Source organism: Thalassotalea hakodatensis (assembly GCF_030295995.1).
GTDB lineage: Bacteria > Pseudomonadota > Gammaproteobacteria > Enterobacterales > Alteromonadaceae > Thalassotalea_C > Thalassotalea_C hakodatensis.
Genome location: NZ_AP027365.1, coordinates 2,631,169 through 2,651,768 on the forward strand (window position 1 = coordinate 2,631,169; position 20,600 = coordinate 2,651,768).

20 protein-coding genes and 1 pseudogene are annotated in these 20,600 nt (G+C 38.0%); 9 read left to right on the top strand and 12 right to left on the bottom strand.

What is annotated here, in order from left to right:
• Window positions 1–42: 42 nt before the first annotated feature.
• Together QUE72_RS11555 and QUE72_RS11560 are read right to left on the bottom strand one after the other, a co-directional pair.
• Window positions 43–3,156, bottom strand: a complete 3,114-nt coding sequence (locus tag QUE72_RS11555) for an efflux RND transporter permease subunit (protein ID WP_286269151.1) — start codon at window positions 3,154–3,156, stop codon at window positions 43–45.
• Window positions 3,157–3,168: 12 nt separating this feature from the next.
• Window positions 3,169–4,332: an efflux RND transporter periplasmic adaptor subunit gene (locus QUE72_RS11560; RefSeq protein WP_286269152.1), complete on the bottom strand. Its 1,164-nt coding sequence runs from the start codon at window positions 4,330–4,332 to the stop codon at window positions 3,169–3,171.
• A gap of 208 nt (window positions 4,333–4,540) precedes the next feature.
• Between QUE72_RS11560 and QUE72_RS11565 the strand changes: the two genes are divergently transcribed.
• Together QUE72_RS11565 and QUE72_RS11570 are read left to right on the top strand one after the other, a co-directional pair.
• Entirely contained in the window at window positions 4,541–5,179 is a 639-nt protein-coding gene (locus QUE72_RS11565) for a hypothetical protein (protein ID WP_074495670.1), read from the top strand.
• Complete coding sequence (locus tag QUE72_RS11570; protein WP_074495671.1) at window positions 5,179–5,934, top strand: DUF3307 domain-containing protein; 756 nt, start codon at window positions 5,179–5,181, stop codon at window positions 5,932–5,934. Before QUE72_RS11565 ends, QUE72_RS11570 begins: the two co-directional genes overlap by 1 nt.
• Here QUE72_RS11570 and QUE72_RS11575 read toward each other — a convergent pair.
• The 4 genes from QUE72_RS11575 to QUE72_RS11590 all read right to left on the bottom strand — a co-directional run bounded on the left by QUE72_RS11575 (window position 5,931) and on the right by QUE72_RS11590 (window position 8,602).
• The gene (locus QUE72_RS11575; protein ID WP_074495672.1) at window positions 5,931–6,224 is read right to left on the bottom strand and encodes a hypothetical protein; all 294 of its coding nucleotides are present in this window, start codon (window positions 6,222–6,224) and stop codon (window positions 5,931–5,933) included. The two genes, QUE72_RS11570 and QUE72_RS11575, sit on opposite strands and share 4 nt — an antisense overlap.
• 141 nt (window positions 6,225–6,365) lie before the next feature.
• Window positions 6,366–7,538, bottom strand: coding sequence for a metallophosphoesterase (locus QUE72_RS11580; protein ID WP_286269155.1), 1,173 nt, complete (start codon window positions 7,536–7,538; stop codon window positions 6,366–6,368).
• Window positions 7,539–7,665: 127 nt separating this feature from the next.
• A complete protein-coding gene (locus QUE72_RS11585) occupies window positions 7,666–8,223 on the bottom strand; it encodes an HAAS signaling domain-containing protein (protein ID WP_074495677.1) in 558 nt (185 codons plus the stop codon).
• Window position 8,224: 1 nt separating this feature from the next.
• Complete coding sequence (locus tag QUE72_RS11590) at window positions 8,225–8,602, bottom strand: PadR family transcriptional regulator (protein ID WP_254849498.1); 378 nt, start codon at window positions 8,600–8,602, stop codon at window positions 8,225–8,227.
• Between the two features lie 328 nt (window positions 8,603–8,930).
• Between QUE72_RS11590 and QUE72_RS19020 the strand changes: the two are divergent.
• Both QUE72_RS19020 and QUE72_RS11605 read left to right on the top strand, forming a co-directional pair.
• Window positions 8,931–10,544: pseudogene (locus tag QUE72_RS19020) on the top strand (methyl-accepting chemotaxis protein); the annotation flags it as partial.
• Between the two features lie 224 nt (window positions 10,545–10,768).
• On the top strand, window positions 10,769–11,665 hold the full coding sequence (locus tag QUE72_RS11605) for a DMT family transporter (protein WP_286269159.1): 897 nt from the start codon (window positions 10,769–10,771) through the stop codon (window positions 11,663–11,665).
• A 23-nt stretch (window positions 11,666–11,688) separates the two neighbouring features.
• On the opposite strand, the gene QUE72_RS11610 is transcribed toward QUE72_RS11605, so the two are convergent.
• The gene (locus QUE72_RS11610) at window positions 11,689–12,093 is read right to left on the bottom strand and encodes a DUF1801 domain-containing protein (protein ID WP_286272978.1); all 405 of its coding nucleotides are present in this window, start codon (window positions 12,091–12,093) and stop codon (window positions 11,689–11,691) included.
• Between the two features lie 36 nt (window positions 12,094–12,129).
• The gene (locus QUE72_RS11615; protein WP_286269160.1) at window positions 12,130–12,477 is read right to left on the bottom strand and encodes a Fis family transcriptional regulator; all 348 of its coding nucleotides are present in this window, start codon (window positions 12,475–12,477) and stop codon (window positions 12,130–12,132) included.
• Window positions 12,478–12,686: 209 nt separating this feature from the next.
• On the opposite strand from QUE72_RS11615, the gene QUE72_RS11620 reads away from it, so the two are divergent.
• The 3 genes from QUE72_RS11620 to QUE72_RS11630 all read left to right on the top strand — a co-directional run bounded on the left by QUE72_RS11620 (window position 12,687) and on the right by QUE72_RS11630 (window position 14,914).
• On the top strand, window positions 12,687–14,213 hold the full coding sequence (locus QUE72_RS11620; protein WP_407704918.1) for a S10 family peptidase: 1,527 nt from the start codon (window positions 12,687–12,689) through the stop codon (window positions 14,211–14,213).
• A 241-nt stretch (window positions 14,214–14,454) separates the two neighbouring features.
• A complete protein-coding gene (locus tag QUE72_RS11625; RefSeq protein ID WP_286269161.1) occupies window positions 14,455–14,706 on the top strand; it encodes a DUF3081 family protein in 252 nt (83 codons plus the stop codon).
• Window positions 14,699–14,914, top strand: coding sequence for a TIGR02450 family Trp-rich protein (locus tag QUE72_RS11630; protein WP_286269162.1), 216 nt, complete (start codon window positions 14,699–14,701; stop codon window positions 14,912–14,914). Before QUE72_RS11625 ends, QUE72_RS11630 begins: the two co-directional genes overlap by 8 nt.
• Window positions 14,915–14,972: 58 nt before the next feature.
• Here the strand turns inward: QUE72_RS11630 and QUE72_RS11635 are convergent, their stop codons facing one another.
• From QUE72_RS11635 to QUE72_RS11645, 3 genes are all read right to left on the bottom strand, one after another.
• On the bottom strand, window positions 14,973–15,707 hold the full coding sequence (locus tag QUE72_RS11635; protein WP_074495690.1) for an SDR family NAD(P)-dependent oxidoreductase: 735 nt from the start codon (window positions 15,705–15,707) through the stop codon (window positions 14,973–14,975).
• Entirely contained in the window at window positions 15,661–16,095 is a 435-nt protein-coding gene (locus tag QUE72_RS11640; protein ID WP_286269163.1) for a thiol-disulfide oxidoreductase DCC family protein, read from the bottom strand. Before QUE72_RS11640 ends, QUE72_RS11635 begins: the two co-directional genes overlap by 47 nt.
• A 191-nt stretch (window positions 16,096–16,286) precedes the next feature.
• Window positions 16,287–16,973 carry a glucosaminidase domain-containing protein gene (locus QUE72_RS11645; protein ID WP_286269164.1) on the bottom strand — a complete coding sequence of 229 codons (687 nt, stop codon included), beginning with the start codon at window positions 16,971–16,973 and terminating at the stop codon, window positions 16,287–16,289.
• A gap of 690 nt (window positions 16,974–17,663) precedes the next feature.
• Here QUE72_RS11645 and QUE72_RS11650 point away from each other — a divergent pair.
• Entirely contained in the window at window positions 17,664–18,842 is a 1,179-nt protein-coding gene (locus QUE72_RS11650; RefSeq protein ID WP_286269102.1) for an IS4 family transposase, read from the top strand.
• A 144-nt stretch (window positions 18,843–18,986) separates the two neighbouring features.
• Here QUE72_RS11650 and QUE72_RS11655 read toward each other — a convergent pair whose 3' ends face one another.
• A complete protein-coding gene (locus QUE72_RS11655) occupies window positions 18,987–19,844 on the bottom strand; it encodes a helix-turn-helix domain-containing protein (RefSeq protein ID WP_074495697.1) in 858 nt (285 codons plus the stop codon).
• A 154-nt stretch (window positions 19,845–19,998) separates the two neighbouring features.
• Here QUE72_RS11655 and QUE72_RS11660 point away from each other — a divergent pair, with 154 nt between their 5' ends.
• Complete coding sequence (locus tag QUE72_RS11660; RefSeq protein ID WP_074495700.1) at window positions 19,999–20,472, top strand: carboxymuconolactone decarboxylase family protein; 474 nt, start codon at window positions 19,999–20,001, stop codon at window positions 20,470–20,472.
• Window positions 20,473–20,600: the final 128 nt, after the last annotated feature.

The window sequence follows — 20,600 nt, forward strand, 5'->3', positions numbered from 1 at the left end:
TCACTTAAAACACAAACCTATAGTTAAATTTTGCAATGCAGCCTACGCAACATGCTTTCCTGGAAATACTCTTCTTACCAATACAAAGAACATCGGTACAAAAATAACGACTAAAATTGAAGATGCTAAGGTTCCTCCAATGACAGAAATACCTAAAGCATTTTGCGCTCCAGACCCTGCACTAGAAGCTATTGCTAATGGTAAAACACCGCATATAAATGCCATAGATGTCATCAAAATAGGCCTTAAACGCAATCGAACTGCATTAATAGCGGCCTCCACAAGAGGCATACCTTCATTCATTTTATGAATAGCAAATTCAACAATGAGAATCGCATTTTTGGATGCTAACCCAATAGTTGTCAATAAACCTACTTGCAAATAAATATCGTTTGATAAATTAGCTGTGAACGCAGCTACTGCTGCACCAAACACACCTAATGGTACAATTAACATAACCGCAGCCGGCACAGACCAACTTTCATATAGTGCCGCTAAACATAAAAACACCACTAATAATGATAATGCATATAACAATGGAGCTTGCCCACCGCTCAAACGTTCTTCATATGAAATACCTGTCCACTCAAAAGCGATACCAGGCGGTAGTTGTTCAACTAATCGTTCCATTTCATCCATTGCCTGCCCAGTACTATAACCAGGAGCTGCAGAGCCTTGTATTTCCATCGCTGAAAGCCCGTTATATCGCTCTAATCGTGGTGAGCCGTAGGTCCAATATGAGCGTGCAATCGCAGTGAAAGGTACCATTTTACCTTCATCGTTACGCACATACCATTGATTGATATCTTCTGGCACTATTCGCGCTTCAGCAACACCTTGTAAATACACTTTTTTTACACGTCCGCGATCAATAAAGTCATTAACATAACGACCACCCCACGCAGTAGATAAGGTATTATTAATATCAGCTTGCTTAACGCCTAACGCTTCAGCTTTCGCTAAATCAATATCAAGTTGTAACTCAGGTTTGTCTTCTAACCCATTCGGACGAACACCAGCTAAAATTGGGCTTTTTGCTGCCATACCTAAAAGCATATTTCTTGCGTCTAACAATTTTTCATGGCCTAACCCAACACGATCTTGCAAAAACAAAGTAAAACCATTAGCTGTCCCTAATTCAACAACCGCAGGGGGTGGGAATGCAAAAACAAATGCTTCTTTGATTGTAGAAAAATACCCCATGGCTTTTCCAGCCACCGCACCTACAGACAAGTCAGGGCGTTGACGTTCATCCCAGTGTTTAAGGTTTACAAAACCAATAGCAGCATTTTGGCCTGAACCAGCAAAACTAAACCCTGCAACACTAAAAATTGAATTAACCGCTTCAGATTGATCTTCTAAGAAATGGCGCTCCATTTTTTCTACCACGGCTAGCGTTTGTTCGGTCGTTGCACCAGCAGGTAAACTAACTTGATTAAACAAAATACCTTGATCTTCATTCGGTAAAAATGCTGAAGGTAATTGCGAGAAGATATAAATCATGCCACCAACAATTAAACCATAGCATAATAGGTAACGTTTACTTTGTTTGATCATTCGGCTTACAAAGCCTTGCGCACCGTGATTTGTTTTATCAAAACCTCTATTAAACCCGGTAAAAAATCGACCAATTAAAGAGGAGTTATTATGCACATGACTAGGTTTTAACATCGTTGCACATAATGCAGGGGTTAAAATTAACGCCACTAGCACAGACAAACTCATGGCAGTGACTAATGTAATAGAAAACTGTCGATAAATTACCCCAGTTGAACCAGCAAAAAAGGCCATAGGAATGAACACCGCAGATAGGACCATGGCAATACCAACCAATGCCCCTTTAATTTCATCCATTGACTTTCGTGTAGCTTCAAGAGGTGACAATTTTTCTTCTGTCATCACTCGTTCTACGTTTTCTACCACAACAATTGCATCATCAACTAATAAACCAATAGCAAGCACCATGGCAAACATGGTTAGCGTATTTATGGAATAGCCAAAGACTTGCAAGATAGCAAAGGTACCTAACAATACCACGGGCACCGCAATTGTCGGGATCAATGTCGCACGAAAGTTTTGTAGAAAAAGATACATGACTAGAAAAACTAAGACCACCGCTTCAATCAGCGTACTCACAACTTTTTCGATCGATAATGACACAAAAGGCGTGGTGTCATATGGAATGACACTTTCTAACCCTTCTGGGAAAAATGGTGCTAACTCGTTCAACGCATCTTTAACCCCTTGGGCGGTATCAAGTGCATTGGCACCACTGGCAAGTTTTATACCTAAACCTGTTGCGGGGTTACCGTTAAAACGAGCCACTACACCGTAGTTTTCACCGCCAAGCTCCACGGTTGCTACATCTGATAAACGAACCACTGAACCATCTGTGTTGGTTTTAACAAAAATATCACGAAACTGTTCTGGGGTTTGTAACCGGCTTTGCGCCGTAACAGTTGCATTTAGCTGTTGTCCAGAAACCGCAGGCAACGCGCCTAACTGCCCTGCCGATACTTGCGCATTTTGCGCTTGAATTGCAGCGCTAATATCCCCTGGTGTCAATTGATATTTGTGCAGCATTTCAGGTTTAAGCCAAATACGCATTGCATATTGAGAGCCAAATAACTGAACTTCACCCACACCATTAACGCGTGAAATAATATCTTGTACATTGGATGCAACATAGTCGCCTATGTCGATATTATTCATACTGCCGTCTTTAGATACAAAACCTAACACCATTAAGAAATTTCGTGCTGATTTTGCAACCGTCACACCTTGCCGTTGTACTTCCTCAGGTAATAAAGGTGTTGCTAACGACAACTTATTTTGCACTTGAACTTGTGCAATATCTGGATCAGTATCTGCATCAAACGTTAAGGTAAGTGTTGCTGCACCATTAGACTCTGACGTTGATGACATATATAGCAAACCATCTAAGCCCTTCATCTTTTGTTCAATAACTTGCGTTACTGTATCTTCTAGAGTACGTGCTGATGCACCTGGGTAAATAGCTTGTATGCTAATCGCTGGGGGTGCAATCGATGGATATTGTGCAATGGGTAGACTTTTAATGGCTAAAATACCTGCAAGCATAACCACAATAGCAAGTACCCATGCAAAAATAGGTCTGTCGATAAAAAAGCGTGACATATTACTTCTCCGCTAAGGTGCGCTGTTTGATGATTGTGCTGGAACAGGTTTTACAGGGGCACCACTACGTACTTTCTGTAAACCTTCTACAATAACTTTATCACCGTCTGACAAGCCTTCACTGACTAACCATTTCGACCCCATTGTTCTATCTACTACTAACACACGTGGCTCAACGGTATTTTCTTTACTCACAACGAGCGCGGTAGGTTGACCTTTTGCATTTCGGCTAATACCACGTTGTGGTGCCAATATCGCATTTTGCTTTACTCCTTCAACAATAACAGCTCGCACGTACATACCCGGCAATAATAATTTATCTGGGTTTGGGAATTCCGCACGTAAAGAGACAGAGCCAGTGCTAGGATCTACGGTGACTTCTGAAAATTTTAACGTACCCGTATGCGCATAAGTACTACCATCTTCTAATAACAACTCGACTGAAGAGTGTAAATCAGCATCACGGGATAATTTTCCGCTAGCAATCGCTTGCTTTAACCGTGTCAATTCATTACTTGATTGTGTTAAATCAACATAAATAGGGTCAAGTTGAGTAACCGTCGCTAATGCGACAGATTGATTTGCATTTACTAAAGCACCTGCCGTTACAGTAGACTTGCCAATTTGGCCACGGATGGGCGATAGCACCTTGCTATAATTTAAATTAATTTGCGCCGTTTTAAGCTGTGCTTTTGTGGTTAATAAATCAGCATTAGCGCTTTTGAAAGCTGCATCGGCTTCGTCGTATTCTTGCTGACTTACCGCTTTAGTATTCAGCAAGTTTTTATAACGCTGCAATCTTGCTTTAGTATTCGCGATATTAGCCTCAGCTTTTTTAATTGCCGCTTCACTTGTGGCAACTTGTGCTTCAAAAAGTGCAGATTCAATTTGATAAAGTGCTTGCCCTTTTTCAACTTCTGCACCTTCGATAAAGAGCCTATTTTGTATAATACCGTTTACTTGCGGACGTATTTCAGCGATTTGCGAAGCCACAACACGACCAGGCAATTCTTTGGTAAGCGTGACAGTTTTACTGTTCAAGGTAACAACACCAACAGGTATTGCTTGTACTGTGCCGGCATTTGATTGGGCCTGTTCTTCTTGCCCACAACCTGTAAAGAGGGCTGTTGTTACAACAACCGAAAAAACATAAAAAAAAGTTCTAATTCGTTGCATGGTTTTACCTTAAACTTAGAATGAACGATCATTCTAAACCAAAATCTTAAAAATAAAAACACTTCCCATGCTTTTAAATGTTTAGTTTTGTCATTATAACGCTTTAAATAGCAACTATATTTGGTTGCAAACCAATAGGCAATCAAATATAGTTGCAAACAACCATGCAACTCAATATAGTTGCCTTATAGGCAAAGTGAGGTAGTAAATGATCGCAGTACTGACCGGTGACCTAGTAAATTCAAGTAAAATGTCTACGTCGATTTATACTCAAGTTGTAGACCATTTAAACGATTTACTGATAGAGTCACAAAAAACCTATCAAGCTAGTGGTGAAATATATCGTGGCGATGAGTTCCAAATACATTACCCTGAGCCTATTTATGCATTAAAAAGTACCCTATTAATCAAACTTGCATTGCATATCGCTCAATACGTAGATAAACCAATACAATGTACACTGTCTTTGGCATACGGCAGTTATGAAAACTATAAAGACAAGCCCAATACTTCTTCAGGCCCTGTTTATATTGCATCTGGAAGAATGTTAGCAAAAACACCTAAAGGTGATTTATCGCTAAGTGTTGAACAAACTACATCAACAGCTCAATTAAAGTTACTCACAACATTTTTGAGCCACTTGCTCAATAAATTAACAAAAACCCAAGCGGTTCTATTGTATCAATACATTGAAAGTGACTTTACTGAACATAGGAAACTAGCCAAAATAACAAACACCTCACGACAAAACATCAGTAACAGATTAGCGAATATTGGCGGGCACCTTGTCAGAGATTACATGCAGTTTATTCATCGAGAGGTTTTACAATACAAGGAATTTACATAATGGAAATATTGCTTTTATTACTTACGGCACACTTCATTGGTGATTTTTATTTACAACCCACACACTGGATTTCTTGTCGTAATCAGCACCATTATGCCTCTAACGGGCTTAAAAAGCATTGCTTAGTACATACGCTATTAAACACGCTTGCTCTTTTCATCCTTAACATAGCGTTCATGCCAGCGATTATAGCCATCATCGTCATTACGCTTTCTCATGCTATCGTTGATCTGTGGAAGTCATACCGACCAAATACACTCGGGTATTTCTTACTTGATCAAGGTATTCACCTCGCCATTATTGGTTTAATTTCAGCTTATTTAAATGAGATAACTTTATTACAGTTGCTACAATTTGCGACAGAGCAATTAACCGCAGCCAATATTATTATTGTTATGGCCTATTTAGTAGCATGTAAACCCGCTTCCATCATTATTTCTTTAGCGCTAAAAAGACATACGGAAACATTATTAGAAACCAATAAAAATGCTCAGAGTAATAACACAGGACTTATTTCAGCTGGTGCTTGGATAGGTTATCTTGAACGCTGTTTGGCGATTTCATTTATGTTTACCGGGCAATTTATTGGTATTGGCTTTTTAGTGGCTACGAAAACCATATTTCGCTTTGGCGACCTCACGAAAAACCATGATATGAAGCTCACAGAATATATGTTATTGGGTACGTTATTAAGTTATGCCATTGCATTTTTAATTGGTTGGAATGCCATCGAAGTATATCAATGGCTAAATTAAGGTGTTGACTGTTGCTTGTTAGCAGAAAAAAGAAAGCGGTATAATAAGTAAACGGGTAATAACATCATTAGCTCACCTAGCAATATTCCTATCGTCACTTGTGCATTCATGGCGCCAGACTGAATGGTTGACCATACCAATTTATACAAGGCCCAGTCGCTATAAAGTGTAGGGTTAAATTGATACACTTCTCGATAAATAGTCATCAATGTCATAGGCTTTATTAATTGCAATGCGACAAATGTTGCTATGCATAGAAACGCATTCGCCCATTGATGCTTTTTTTGCATTGTACTTACCATCACACGACCAAACCTTTATTACGAAAGACTATTATGCCCATTGACCGATTTATTCAAAACGATAAATGTTATCAATTAATAGGATTGTAAATGACCATGTTCAAAATACAACCCTACTAACCATTTGTATTAAAGTTCTTTTTTACTACCATCAGCTAATAAACGATAAAATAAACTATCTTTGATTAACAGACCTTCTGAACTTCTAGATGGAAAGTGTGATTCATAATCGCTTGGATGCCTTACATCAATTGCCACAACTTTACCTTGATATAGTTTTTGAACTTGCCATTGAATCGTGTGGCCAACGATCACCGCTGTTGCTGAAAACTTATCTAACCCTTGCTGCACCTCTTGCTGCGTTAAATCATCTTTAAAATACCCTCGATACCAAGAAGGTCCCGTTTTATTAGACACTAAAAAGTCATCATCGTCTGCATTTAAACGCGTAAGAAAAGGTTTTCGATAATGTGATCTGACTATTTGATTTATCTGGTCTAAATCATAATCAAATTCACTCAACTTAGGATGTATGCCACCATGAACAAACAAATAACCATTAATTTTTTCTATGCTATTTTTACTAGCAAGCCATTTACCAATAAACGAACTTTCATCATAAAGCTCTGCCTGTGTTTTGCCTAACATTGCAGCAATATAAAGATATTTTTGTGATGCGCTATAGAAGTTAGCCTGTAAATTTTTTATTTCATGATTACCTAGAATATAATGTACATGCCCACCCTGCTTTTTCGCTTCTTGCTCTAATTTATAAATTAGCCACAAAACTTGTGTTACCGAGTTTCCGCGATCAACGAAATCACCTACCAACACTAAATGCCCTTGGCCAAATGACCATATTAAAGAGCTATCAATAACACCGTGAATAATCAAAAAATCACGAAACGCCTTATAACCCCCTTCTATATCTGAAATTGCTAACATTGGTTTGTTATCTTGATAGGTAGTTGGTGGTACTTCAATACGAGAGTTTATCGTAATTGGAATTTCCTGCTGTTCTAAAGGGAAATATGCCATTGCTTTAATATCCTCATTGACAGAATATTGTTGGCTATCACGATAAAAACCGCCAGATTCTTTGCTTCCTCTAACATAATTTACCGTCAGAGTTTGCTCATCAATAAAAATATGAGGCCCTTCCTTATCCAGCGTATAAGCCAGACGATTTTCGTTAAAATGTGCTTCAGCTCCGTGATATATACCAATCGCTACAACCAGTGAAAACACAAGAATGAAGGTGATAAAAAAATGTTTAAGATTCGTTTTTAGTACATTGAACATATAAACTCCTTTGTTCGAAGATTATTTTTAATCCCCAAATTGTAAATTTCAGACGCGACTTACCCGCATCACAGAGTCATTACTCTGTGATCAATAGACCCGTAAATATTTTTCTTAAGAGCAGTAGTTAGGTGATTATTCGTTTTAACGCTGCTAAAATTTTCGTGGTTAAACCCGCGATAAAACCACCAGATAATAACGCGATGGGAATAAGCCAATAACCAAACACCTCTTGCGACTGCGGAAAGTTATGCTCTGAAATAGTAATCGTAATACTATTACCTTGTGAAGCTGACCAAACGCCAACCGCTTCAGGCATCACTAATTTGCACAAGCCAACAACGATTAAAAATAATGAAATACCATAGCCAACAAAGGCCATTGTATAAAATAAGCTTTTTGTCACACCCCGCTTTACTTTTTGTATCGCGTTAAAACCTTCTGGTGGTGGTGCCCCATTTACTACGTGTTCAACATATTGCTGAGCTAAAAGCCTGGGTTCACCAAAACCGTCAAGGATCACTTGTGCATTTGAAGGCTTACCTTGTTGCTGTTGTAATTCAAGTGCATCATAAAGGTGGCTTTCAATTTCGCGGATCACATCGTTTGCGTCACTTTTATCTAACCGCGATAAATAAATAGATAACGACTTTAAATATTGGTTGATCAATTCTCGTTCAGACATATTATTTTCCTTGCGCTTTATTTACAAAAGTAGGTTGTGCAATTAATGACTCAATATCTTGTACTGACTGACGCCATCGACTGGCTAAAGCAGTTAGCTTTTCTTCGCCTTGAGTCGTTAAGTGATAATATTTTCTCGGGCGCGTATCTCCCTCTTGATGCCATGTAGCTTGTATTACACCATCGCGTTTTAAACGATCGAGTAATGGATAAAGCGTCCCTTCTGTTATTTGCATCGTTTCATAGCCATGCAATAGTTTAAGTAGCTCTAACCCATACAATTCTCGCGCCTTAAGTGCCGCAAGTATCACTAGCTCGAGCGTACCTTTGCGTAGCTGCACATCCCACTTTTCATTCTTTTGTTCTACTATATCTTTCACTGTTAATATTCCTATTCACACGCCGAGTACAAGGTGTCATGCACAGCACGACACCTTGCACTACATAGTACAGAACTATAACACACTTACCTTGTAGTACAAGGTAGTATTTTAAAATTTTCCATCCGTGCAAAATACAATAACAATAGTGATAAACAGCAGGGGTCAAAGGAGTTAAAAACTAATTTACCTGCTAAGTAGCAGATTTTAAAAAGTTTATTATACTAATATTTACCAGGGACCGATTGAGATACGAAACGTGTTAAGTTTTTTAAAAAACCAAAATGATGATGTTGTTACCGCCATAAACAAATGCCAAGCAGTCATTGAATTTGATTTACAAGGAAAGATTAAAAACGCAAATAATAACTTTCTCACACTAATGGGCTATCAAAAACAAGAAGTAATTAATAAACACCATTCAATGTTTATTGATCAAGAAACCGCGCAGAGTAGTGAGTATCAACAGTTTTGGCAACAACTGCGACAAGGAAAATCGCAAACAGATCAATTCAAACGTATTACTAAATCTAAAAAAGAAGTATGGATCCAAGCATCTTACACACCAATCGTCCATCAAAATAAAGTACAACGTATCATTAAATTTGCTTCAGATATTACCGAGCAAGTCATGAGGAATGCGAGTAACCAGTCACAAATTAATGCAATCCATAAAGCCCAAGCCGTCATTGAATTTACGTTAACCGGCGAAATTGTTGATGCCAATGAAAACTTCTTATCATTAATGGGATACCAGTTATCCGAAATCAAAGGTAAGCATCACCGTATTTTTGTTGATCCGAATGAAGCAAATTCATCAAGTTACACCCAATTTTGGGACTCATTACGTAATGGCAATATACAAACGGCAGAATACCAACGGTTTACCAAACATAATGACCCCGTATGGATCCATGCAACCTATAATCCAATATTAGATCCTTCTGGCAATGTGATTAAAATAGTAAAATTTGCTAGTGATATTTCAGCACAAGTGGAACAACGAAAAGAATTCTCAATGTTGTCTGTTGTCGCGAATCAAACCAGTAACGCTGTACTTATTACGGATAAAGACAGACGAATAAAATATGCAAATGAAGGCTTTACACAAATGTTAGGCTATTCAGAAAAAGAAGCACTGGGTCATACGGTTAGAGAATTAATTACAGGCTACTATACTGACGAATCAACATTGGCCAGAATAACAGCAGAACTCGAGGCACCTAATGCCTTTTATGATGAAATTCAGGTACATGACAAATACGACAATCCTAGTTGGGTTTCGGTAACCAGCAACCCTATTTTAGACGAAAATAATACTCATACCGGTTTTATGGCCATTTTAGCCAACATTGATAAAGTAAAAACAACCGCATTAGAGTTTGAAACACGGTTCAATGTTATTTGTCAGTCACTTCTCTTTGTTGAGTGGGATGCAAGCAAAAGCCTGCTCAGTAGCAATCATCTACTACAAAAATTTGCCAACATCAGTAAAGAAAACGAGCGAGCAAGCCTAGCCAATTTAGATACCTTAATCAACCTTGATGAATTAACAAAGCTTGCTGATGACAACACAATAATTAAAGAATTTGATTTAGCGATATCAGGCAGTAACCAAATGATAGGCCTAGCCGCCACTTTTGCCGTTATTAAAGACGTACACGGCGATATTCGAAAATATGTGATGTTTGCAAACGATGTGAGCAATAGACGGCAAGTTGTCAATAAAAGTGAAGATGTCACAAATGGTTTGATTAGTTCAGGCAATAGCATTTCAAAAATGGTAGAGACTATTAACGCCATTGCTGAACAAACGAACCTACTTGCGTTAAATGCTGCAATTGAAGCGGCTCGAGCTGGCGATGCTGGCCGAGGGTTTTCAGTTGTTGCAGATGAAGTAAGAAACTTAGCACAAAAAGCCAGCACCAGTGCAGATGAAATAAACCAAGTGGTCGCTAAGAATCAACAACTCGTTAACGAGTTGTCTGACGAAATTTCTAAATTGAAAAAAAATTAACATCATCAATACCTCAATCATATTACCGCAGCCAAGATAGCAATTACGTTACATATAGCCTTGTAACGTAATTGTTTTGGGTTACACACAAGCGACGAAATGCGTTAACATAGCCTGCTGATAATATGCTCTACTCAAAAGCCTCATACATGAATAGCAACCACGGTAAACAAAGAAGACATAAACACTCATCGCAAAAATCTCTGTTATCGTTAGTATCATTAACATTATTAACCTTAATAGCTTTTGCTGGAAACTCAGTGTTATGCCGACTCGCAGTAAAAGAAGGCTATATTGACCCAGCAAGCTACACCAATATTAGACTTGTTGCTGGCGTATTCGCCCTGTGGTTAATTTTTCTTTTCACCCATAAACCAGCAAAATTAACAGTAAATAAAAACAATTGGTTAGGTGGCATCAGTTTATATTTATACGCAATCACCCTTTCTTACGGTTACTTAACGGTAGAAACAGGCATTGGTGCTGTTGTACTTTTTGGCGCTGTTCAAGTGACTTTAGTGTTATTTTCTTTTATTAAAGGACATAAAATTAGTTTATTAGAATGGTTAGGGTTGTTAATTGCCTTCATTGGCTTTGTTTATTTAATGGCAGACGAATTAGGACAACCGTCATTAATCGGATTAATATTGATGACAATTTCAGGGATAACTTGGGGAGTATATACGCAATCTGGCTTAGGTGGTCTAGCACCTATTCAAAATACAACAGCAAACTTTACTTGTACTATTCCACTTATTTTGGTTTCTATGTTCCTGATCACCACCGAAGTTTCATTCAGTTTTCAAGGTATTATTTTAGCCATTATTTCGGGGGCTGTTACCTCAGCAATAGGTTATGCACTTTGGTATAACATATTACCTTCCTTTACTTCTATTCAAGCGGGTGTGGTACAACTGCTTGTGCCTATTGTTGCAGCTATCGGTGGCGTTATTTTTGTTAATGACGCTATTACGATAAAACTGTTTATCGCCTCACTATTAGTATTGGGCGGTGCAGCGCTAGTCACGTATGGAAAACGCGCTTAACGCTAACTAAAAGGTAAAAATTACTATTGACCCAATAACGGAAGGTGCTTTATCTGCTGATAAGTTAAAGCTAATGTAAGACAATGAGAAATAACGTTTTTAGGTAAATGTGATGAACGACTTAGAACAATCGCCCGGTTACCTTGAAACTCAAGCTCATCAGGATATAGCTCACGAAAAGTTGCAACTAATGTAGTATTGCAATTAAAAAAAAGGAAATAATTTTCTGGTATTTTTTCTTTCCAATCCATTCGAATTGGGCTACCTGACTTCACTGAATAACTAGGCTCTCCCCATTTAAGTGACTCGGTCACTTCCTCTAAATCTAACGTTGATGCCAATTGTAAAATCATTGTGCGAACTTCAATAAGTAATGTATAAATATCGTCAGGGTACCAATCAAATTTATCTTTTACCTTTTGTTCCATCATTAGCCTTCCTTCATTATCAATTCACCTAACTTGTTATTGTTTTGCTAACCTAATCGCCCAATTGCCGCCATGTTGAGCTTCACACGATTGTTCTGTATCGAATGATATATGTTTAGTGATGTTTTTTACCTTAATACCAAGATTAATAAGCTCAATCTCAATACACGATTCTAGTGACTTACTTTGCGCTGAACCTTGATAACTCTGCAAGTTATCATTGGTATCAAACACACAAACAATCTGTAAGCTGTGTGGAAAATTAGCATAGTTCACGGTATGCGTTAACCACATAAAACCATGAATATCTTTTAACGCTTTATTACAAACATCGGTTAAACCGATACGAAGTTGGTTTTCAATTTTTTTATCTGTTTTACGCATAGGGCAATTGTACCAGTGATGTTCCTACTAGATTACCATCTTACCTTTGATAAGCTAAAGCCTTACTTAACGAATAAATGATCAATACATACAATAGCATATGGCCATTCTGTTATTCGCCTCAATTACTGCGCAATTTGACTAATTAATATAGTTAAAAATGAGTGATTGTGTATGCTGATATCATATCAAAACAATAAGGACACATTGTGAACGTTCGTTTATTAACTGCTTTATCGTTGATACTATTTTTAGTACAACCTGTACAAGCACAAAACACCTCAAAAAATCAACTTGAGGCTGACAACGTAGTTGTCACCAAGCACAGCACAAAGATTAACGGTAAGAAAGTCGCTTATACTGCAACAACAGGCACTCAGCCTGTGTGGGATAAAGACGGCAATCCAACGGCTAGTCTGTTTTATACTTACTATCAACGCAGTGATATAAAAGATCAGGCATCACGCCCATTATTAATTTCTTTTAATGGTGGTCCTGGCTCAGCTTCTGTGTGGATGCATGTCGCTTATACTGGCCCAAAAGTATTAAATGTTGATAACGAAGGTTATCCGTTGCAGCCTTATGGTGTTAAAACTAACCCTTATTCGGTACTCGATGTTGCGGATATTGTGTTTGTTAACCCTGTAAATACAGGCTTCTCTCGCGTTTTACCAAACGATGAAGGTAAGTTACCTAGTCGCGACAAACAAAAATCAATATTTTTTGGCGTCAATGCAGACATTAAATATTTAGCACAATGGGTTGAAACGTTTGTTAGTCGCAATAATCGTTGGCGCTCACCTAAATATCTCATTGGTGAAAGTTACGGTACAACCCGAGTTTCAGGTTTAGCGCTTGAATTACAAAATCGCCAATGGATGTATTTAAATGGCGTAATTCTAGTGTCTCCGACTGGCATTGGTATCAAGCGTGACGGTCCCGTTAAAGCAGCAAATCGATTACCATACTTTGCCGCTGCTGCTTGGTATCACAAAGCATTACCAAATGAGCTACAACAAAAAGACTTACTTGAACTTTTGCCAGAAGTTGAGCAATTTACCATTAACCATTATATTCCAGCACTCGCCAAAGGTGGCTTTATCGACGCAAATGAGAAACAAAACATCGCGCAACAAGTTGCCAAATATTCAGGCTTAACGGTAGAAGAAGTGCTTAATAATAATATGGACATCAACCCATCTTATTTCTGGAAAGCATTATTACGAGATAAAAAGCAAACGATTGGCCGTTTGGATTCTCGCTATTTAGGCATCGATAAAAAAGCAAGCGGTAGTCGTCCTGATTATAGTGCAGAGCTAACGTCGTGGTTGCACAGCTTTACGCCAGCGATAAATTATTATTTGCGAGAAGAGCTAGGCTATAAAACAGATTTAAAATACGCGATGTTTGGCGACGTACATCCATGGGATAGAACAAACAACAATTCCGGTGAAAATTTACGTCAAGCTATGGCTCAAAATCCATACTTAAACGTTATGGTGCAATCAGGCTATTATGATGGCGCAACAAATTATTTTGACGCAAAGTACACCATGTGGCAGCTAGACCCTAGCGGTCAGATGAAAGATAGACTGTCTTTTAAAGGATATCGCAGTGGTCATATGATGTACCTACGTTATGAGGATTTAAAGCAATCAAACCAAGATGTACGAGAATTCATTATCAATAGCATTCCAGCTAAAGATAAAGCCGCTAAGTACACTTTAAAACCCTAGATATCTCTTTTAGGTTAGGGGGCTTCCCCTAACCTTTCCCGATTTACTGCCCTCTGGTGATAAGTAAACACATCGTTAACCTTAAAAAATAAATACTTTCTTTTTAATAATCCAAAAAGAGTATAAAACCGTATTATTCAACAGGTATAAATTATCATTAATCAAACGGCTTACCTTTAACGTTGTTTGATGATAAAACAACGTTAACGCTTTACTTCTATGCACGTAAATACGAGGCTCTATGAAACTAAATAAACACCTACTTGTTTTTAATCACATTATTAGTCATGGTGAGCATAAAGATGGCAAGTATTGGCTTGAAAACTTATCCGCATGGCATGATCTTGACGGCTATACATGTTTTTTGGGCTACAAAGATTTAATCATGACCATATACTTTCACAATCGATTTAATTTTGATTATCAAGACAAACAAACCCTCGAAAAATTTCATCGTATAATCGAACGTTACGAGTTAGACGCCCATGAATAAAATTGCACCAAAATCGTTACTACTTAGCAAGTGGACTAAAACACATATTAACAATAAAGAGAAACACTTTAGCGTAGTCAGCATCAGTTTTGATGAAGATCAACGCGTGGTTGAATGCGTGATACAAGCAGTGATTAATCACAATGAATATATGATTGATTGGCGTGAACTAAAAGACAGCTCGCAATGGAAAATTGGATGGAAATAGTGAGTTGGCGATTATCAGACTCCAATCACTAACTAAACAGTTATTCACAAACAATAAGCTACCAGATAATAGTCTCACCTTGCCAATCCAGATAACTTAACTCGCCATCAATTGCTAAGTCATCAATAATGGTGAGCAATTGTTGTGCGACAAACATACTCGTAAACAACTTCCCTTTTGGCACATTTTTTTGAAAAGGTTTAGACAAAGGAGAATCGGTTGTTCCAGGGTGAAAGGCTATAATTTTTATATTTTTTGCTCGGCGTTTTAACTCGATCGCTGCTGACTTTAAAAGCATATTTAGCGCGGCTTTAGCGCTGCGATAGCTATACCAACCACCTCGTTTATTATCACCTATACTACCTACCCTGGCACTAAAAAAAACAATTTTACAGTCTATGTTTCCGCTGAGAATTACGGTTAAATGTTTAAGCCATAACATGGGCGTAATTGTATTGACTAAGCTCACTTGGGCAAAGCTTTCAGATGAAAAATCTTCAAGCCTTTTTTCAGGTGTGTATTGATCGTTGTGTAAAAAGCCATGACAAATAAATATACGCTTGATCGCATAATTTCCTAGTGTCGCCACTACAGCTTGTATATCACTCTCTCTATACTGTTCTACTTCAATTAATTTAGCATCATAATAAAGGTCGCTTTGATAGTACTGTAAATTTCTCGATATCAATATCAACTGGTGCGGTGATTGCTTTATATACAGCTTTGCTATTGCTTTAGCAATTTCACTATTCGCGCCAACAATTAATACGGCTTGTGGGGTAACAGGTTCCATTTTCACAATGTGCTTTTCCTATTCCTAAGTAACGATGCAGAAATGAAGAGATAGGTTGTCGATATTTTGCTATAACCAAATAACTAACATTAGCGATTTGTTTTATCACTGGGAACTTAAGTGGTGCAACATAAATCCCTTTTCCAACCATCCTCCATGCTTGATAAGTTACGTCTAATGCCTGCAAAACTTTACCTTGGTATTCACCGTGTAAAACCCGTAAAGCAACCTTTGTGTTAATGTGCGGGTAATTTAATGAAAAGTTGTCATGGCGTAAATTCACTAACTCAATCACATTGTTTTTATCACATTGCTTTAATTGGTTCATTTCAGCGCAGCAAAGCGGACAATAACCATCATAGAATATCGTTAAAACGTTATTTTTCATTTTCAGCTTATACAACAAGTTATACCCAACATACGCAGTAAAACTGTTTAAAGATCATTTTCACGAGAAATTGTTATCAACGTGGGCTTCATTGACACGGTGTGTTGCGATAAAGAAATAGTGGAAGCTTAGCGCGCTGCCTATAGTGTTAAAGCCAAAACAGCTAAAATATGATCAACAGTAAATCATCATTAATGTTCATCGAAACGATCAAAGTTATTATATTCAATAATGTCGGCGAGTTCTTCACCATATTCGCTGCCTTTTTCTGAGTATTGATCTAACTTAGTCACTAAGGCAAGTGGATCATCGGTAGTCGCATTTAACTGTCTAAATTCACTAAATGCACGACCTCTGCCAAGCGTGCGATAATAATCAAAAACGGCCTCTTCAATGGTTGAATATTTTTTTACCCAGATGGTTTTATCTCCGCGTTTTTGCAATGCAGCTATACGAGGTTCGTCTTCATTAAACGACCATACTCCAAATACATTGTTCGCTTTGCGAAAAAAACGGGAGGTAGCCCATGAACTTTCCATTGCCGCCTGCGCAATAGCAATACTTTTTGGATGGGGCTTTAACGCGATAAGTAATGCTTCATTGGAAGTAACCTTGTATTCTTCTTTGAGTTTTTCGATGCGATCATGACTTTGCCCATTATCAATCATCGCTTTAATATCTTCATAGCGCATCTGTAGTTTAGCGTAAACGGTATCAACCGCAGGCAAAATGAGAGCAATAAATCTCGCTTTTTTTTCTTTTACCGTCATCGGCGGTAATGGCTCATCTTTTTGTTGGCTATAATAAAAAAACACAATCAATATACACAGTAATAATGTAGCAACAGCAACGATGGCAGCTCGGTATTTTAACAACATTAACACTCCTAAAAAGATTAGAATGATTACTTTTAAACGTTCAGCAACTACACAAGTACTACATTAGCGTAGCAGCCTTGAGTATTTGAATACAGTAAATAGCGTAATCTTCTAACATTTGAGTCATTTTTATTTCATTGATTTCTTACATCATCAATAATTATACCAATTGAATTAAAGATTTGATCAACTTAGCACTTCATTAGCACGCTTAAAACACGCTAAATAATGTAAACACAGTCACTCTATGGTTTGATTATTTAGAGAAATTATCAGTGAACTGAGTTCCCAAGGGCGAGTTTAAAAGGCTAATAGGCTGTGTTATTGATTTTAACAAGAACGCTACAGTGATCTAGCTTATTAGAGAACGCAGGAGCACGTTCTCCTGAGCGACCATTCTTTGCAATCAATGCCTTGCTTCTAACCCTATTAACTCTCGCTAAGTAACCCATTATTTATTTCAATTGATATTAGAGCGTGTTGATCTTTGCTGTTTAAGTTTTGTTCAAATTAAACGCCTTCTGATCGCGGCACTTGGATTATTGCATAGTCATTCTATGGTTAATTCAAGTAACAAAGAGCAGGAGGTGTTTAGTTGAACCCTTCGGGCTGACGAATCCCCAAAAAATGACAGGCACAACATTTTATGATCTTATTAGTTCGTCAAAACAAAAATAAGAGTAAAATGCTATGCCTGAATCCTTACTTTGCCATAACTTCTTTGATAAGTCCTTATCGAATTTCAATCAAGCGAGAATGAAGACACTTAAAGCATGCTCTGAAGCACTTATAGCGTCTGATAGATTAACCTTAACAAGTTTGGGGCGTTACTTAGCTGGGCGTGCGAACATTAAGCATAAAATAAAAAGGGTTGCTCGTTTTCTTAATAACGAGCATTTGTTTAACCAACAAGTTGAAATATACGCTTCGTTGGCCAAGCCAATCATTAGCAACTTGCCTTGTTTAGCCATTGCAGTGGACTGGAGTGGTTGTTGCCGTTCAGATTACCACCTGCTTAGAGCGAGTTTACTCGTTGATGGTCGTTCTTTAGTGCTTTACAACATGGTTGTTGAATTAAAAGATTTTGATACGCCAGAAACCAATGCCAGATTTTTAGACAACCTCCTTCAAGTTATTGGTGAACACCGGTCCGTTTATATTTTGTCAGATGGTGGTTTTCTTACTCCTTGGTATACTAAAGTCCGTTCATTAGGATGGCACTTTATTGGCCGTCTCAGAGGCACGATGACATGTAAGTTAGAAGGTAAAAATACTTGGGAAAAACTCCCTGCCTTTCATCAGGGAGCGAGCTGTCAACCAACTCGACTTGGCAAAGCGAGGGTTACTCAACACAGTCCAACAGCATGTGATGCATTTCTCCATTTGTACAAAGGAAAATACAAAGGACGAAAAGGGAATAGCCGTTTTACTAAAGATACTCGCATGTATCGACGGCATGCTCATGAGCCATGGTTACTCGCAACATCAGATAATACACTCACTAGTGATCAAGTAATTAAGTTGTACAGTAAAAGGATGCAAATTGAGCAAAACTTTCGCGATGACAAAAGCCAACAATATGGCTTTTCGTGGCGGTTTAGTAAAACACAAGGCGTAAGGCGAATGAGTGCCTTGTGCTTAATTGCATGTTTAGCCAGTCTATTACTTTGGTTTGTTGGCTTTGAAGCGGAGCAGCGCAATTGGCAAATAATGTTTCAGGCTAATACGATAAAACACCGCAGAGTTCTATCGTTTCTTACATTGGCGAAGCAAGTAATTCGGCATAGACTCCACAAAATTAAAAATCACTATCTACAGAAAAGTCGAGAAAACTTTTTAGCTTATTATCAAATATGTTCAGTTATATAAAAATGGGGATCCGTCAGCCCTTCGGGCTGTATCTGTTTGGCATTTCTATTGTGTTAACGCTTGACTGGAGTAGAATAACTACACAGCGAAAGTGTTGCCTTGTATAAATACCAAACAAATTGCGGCAAAAGTAAACATGAAAGATCAACACGCTCTAGTCGCGTAAAGACGGCTTTTAGCAATTATTTTATCTCTGTATTGACCAGGGGTTATGCCAATAACCTCTCTAAATTGATGATTAAAGTGTGCTTGATCATAGAATCCTGCCAAGTACCCAATATCAGTAAGGCTCAGATCAAACAGCTGCGTTTTTAATAAATATCTCGCGTAATGATTTTGTCTAAGCCGGCTATACTGCTTTGGCGCCAATCCCATGTGTTGTTTAAACAATCGATCAAGCTGACGTTGACCTAAACATAATTCATCATTTAAGGCAGAAATGGGTTTCAAGCCATTATTCACATCAATCCAGTTTATCGCAAACGCTAACCGATTATCTAATTTACCTGACAATGACTTATTTTGTTTTTGTATGGTTAGAAGGTGAGAAAACAAATGATATTCAATAGCAGTGATCCATTGCTCAACCGAAGCACTCATCATAAGCTCATTCATTAAGTGATCACATAATCTCGTTAATGAAATATCATCAGGTACAATTGTTGTATTTTCAATCTCCGTCAACGGTAAACCAAAGAACTGATGTCCGGCTCCAGGGTGAAAACGAATACCAAATGCTTCTACTCTACCCAGCCCGGTAAAATGCACAGATTTACGGTTAGGACCAACAATAGTACAGCCTTGCTTTAACAAAAAATTGCCAATCTTGATTGGATCGGCACAATTAAAAATAATACCACTGCCACCTTCTGGGTGCATATATTCATCGGCAATAGCTAACTGCCCTTCCCCATATGTTACATGCCAATAGCATTGCACTAAATTTGCTAACTGAGAGGTTGGTGCAAAACGTTGAAAATGAGACCTGTTAAATGTTGTCATAACATTAGGTGAAGTGAATTAAGTCATAGCAGTATAACAAAGATAAACATTGACACAAATTCAACGACAAGCTGCTAAACATGTCGAAAATTTACAATCTTAATGCTCACGCATGCCTTATGATTTTCATCTTTACAACATAAAGGAAAAGGCAATGCCAGTACAATTACATTATTATCAAATCGCGCCAAAAGCAATAGCCGCACAACTTGGGCTAGAGCAATATTTAACGTCAAAAGATGCCAGTCCGCATATTAGTAAGACAGTGATAGAGCTAATAAAAATACGTGTATCTCAACTTAATCGCTGTGCTTACTGTATTGATATGCACACTAAAGATGCACGAGCTAACGGAGAAAGTGAACAACGTATTTTTGGTTTGACTGCGTGGAAAGACTCACCGTTTTACACCGCAAAAGAGCGTGCAGCCTTAGCGTGGAGTGAAGCAATAACAACAATAGACTCTCACGAACATTGCTCAACATTACTTGAAACGATGCGAAATAATTTTGACGATAAAACCATCGTTGATCTCTGTATTGTGGTCTGCAGTATCAATAACTGGAATAGAATTACCTTAGCATTTGGTGCAGATGTTGGTAGTTATCAGGTTGGTCAATTTGAATAATGTTCTGAGAAACTCCATCTAGGGGCGCTAATACACCAACAAAAGGCCTCATGATATTATCCTTAAGAGGCAGTTTAAACAACGAGAGGTGCGGCACAACCATACGAAAGCGATTTTGTTTGGCTAAG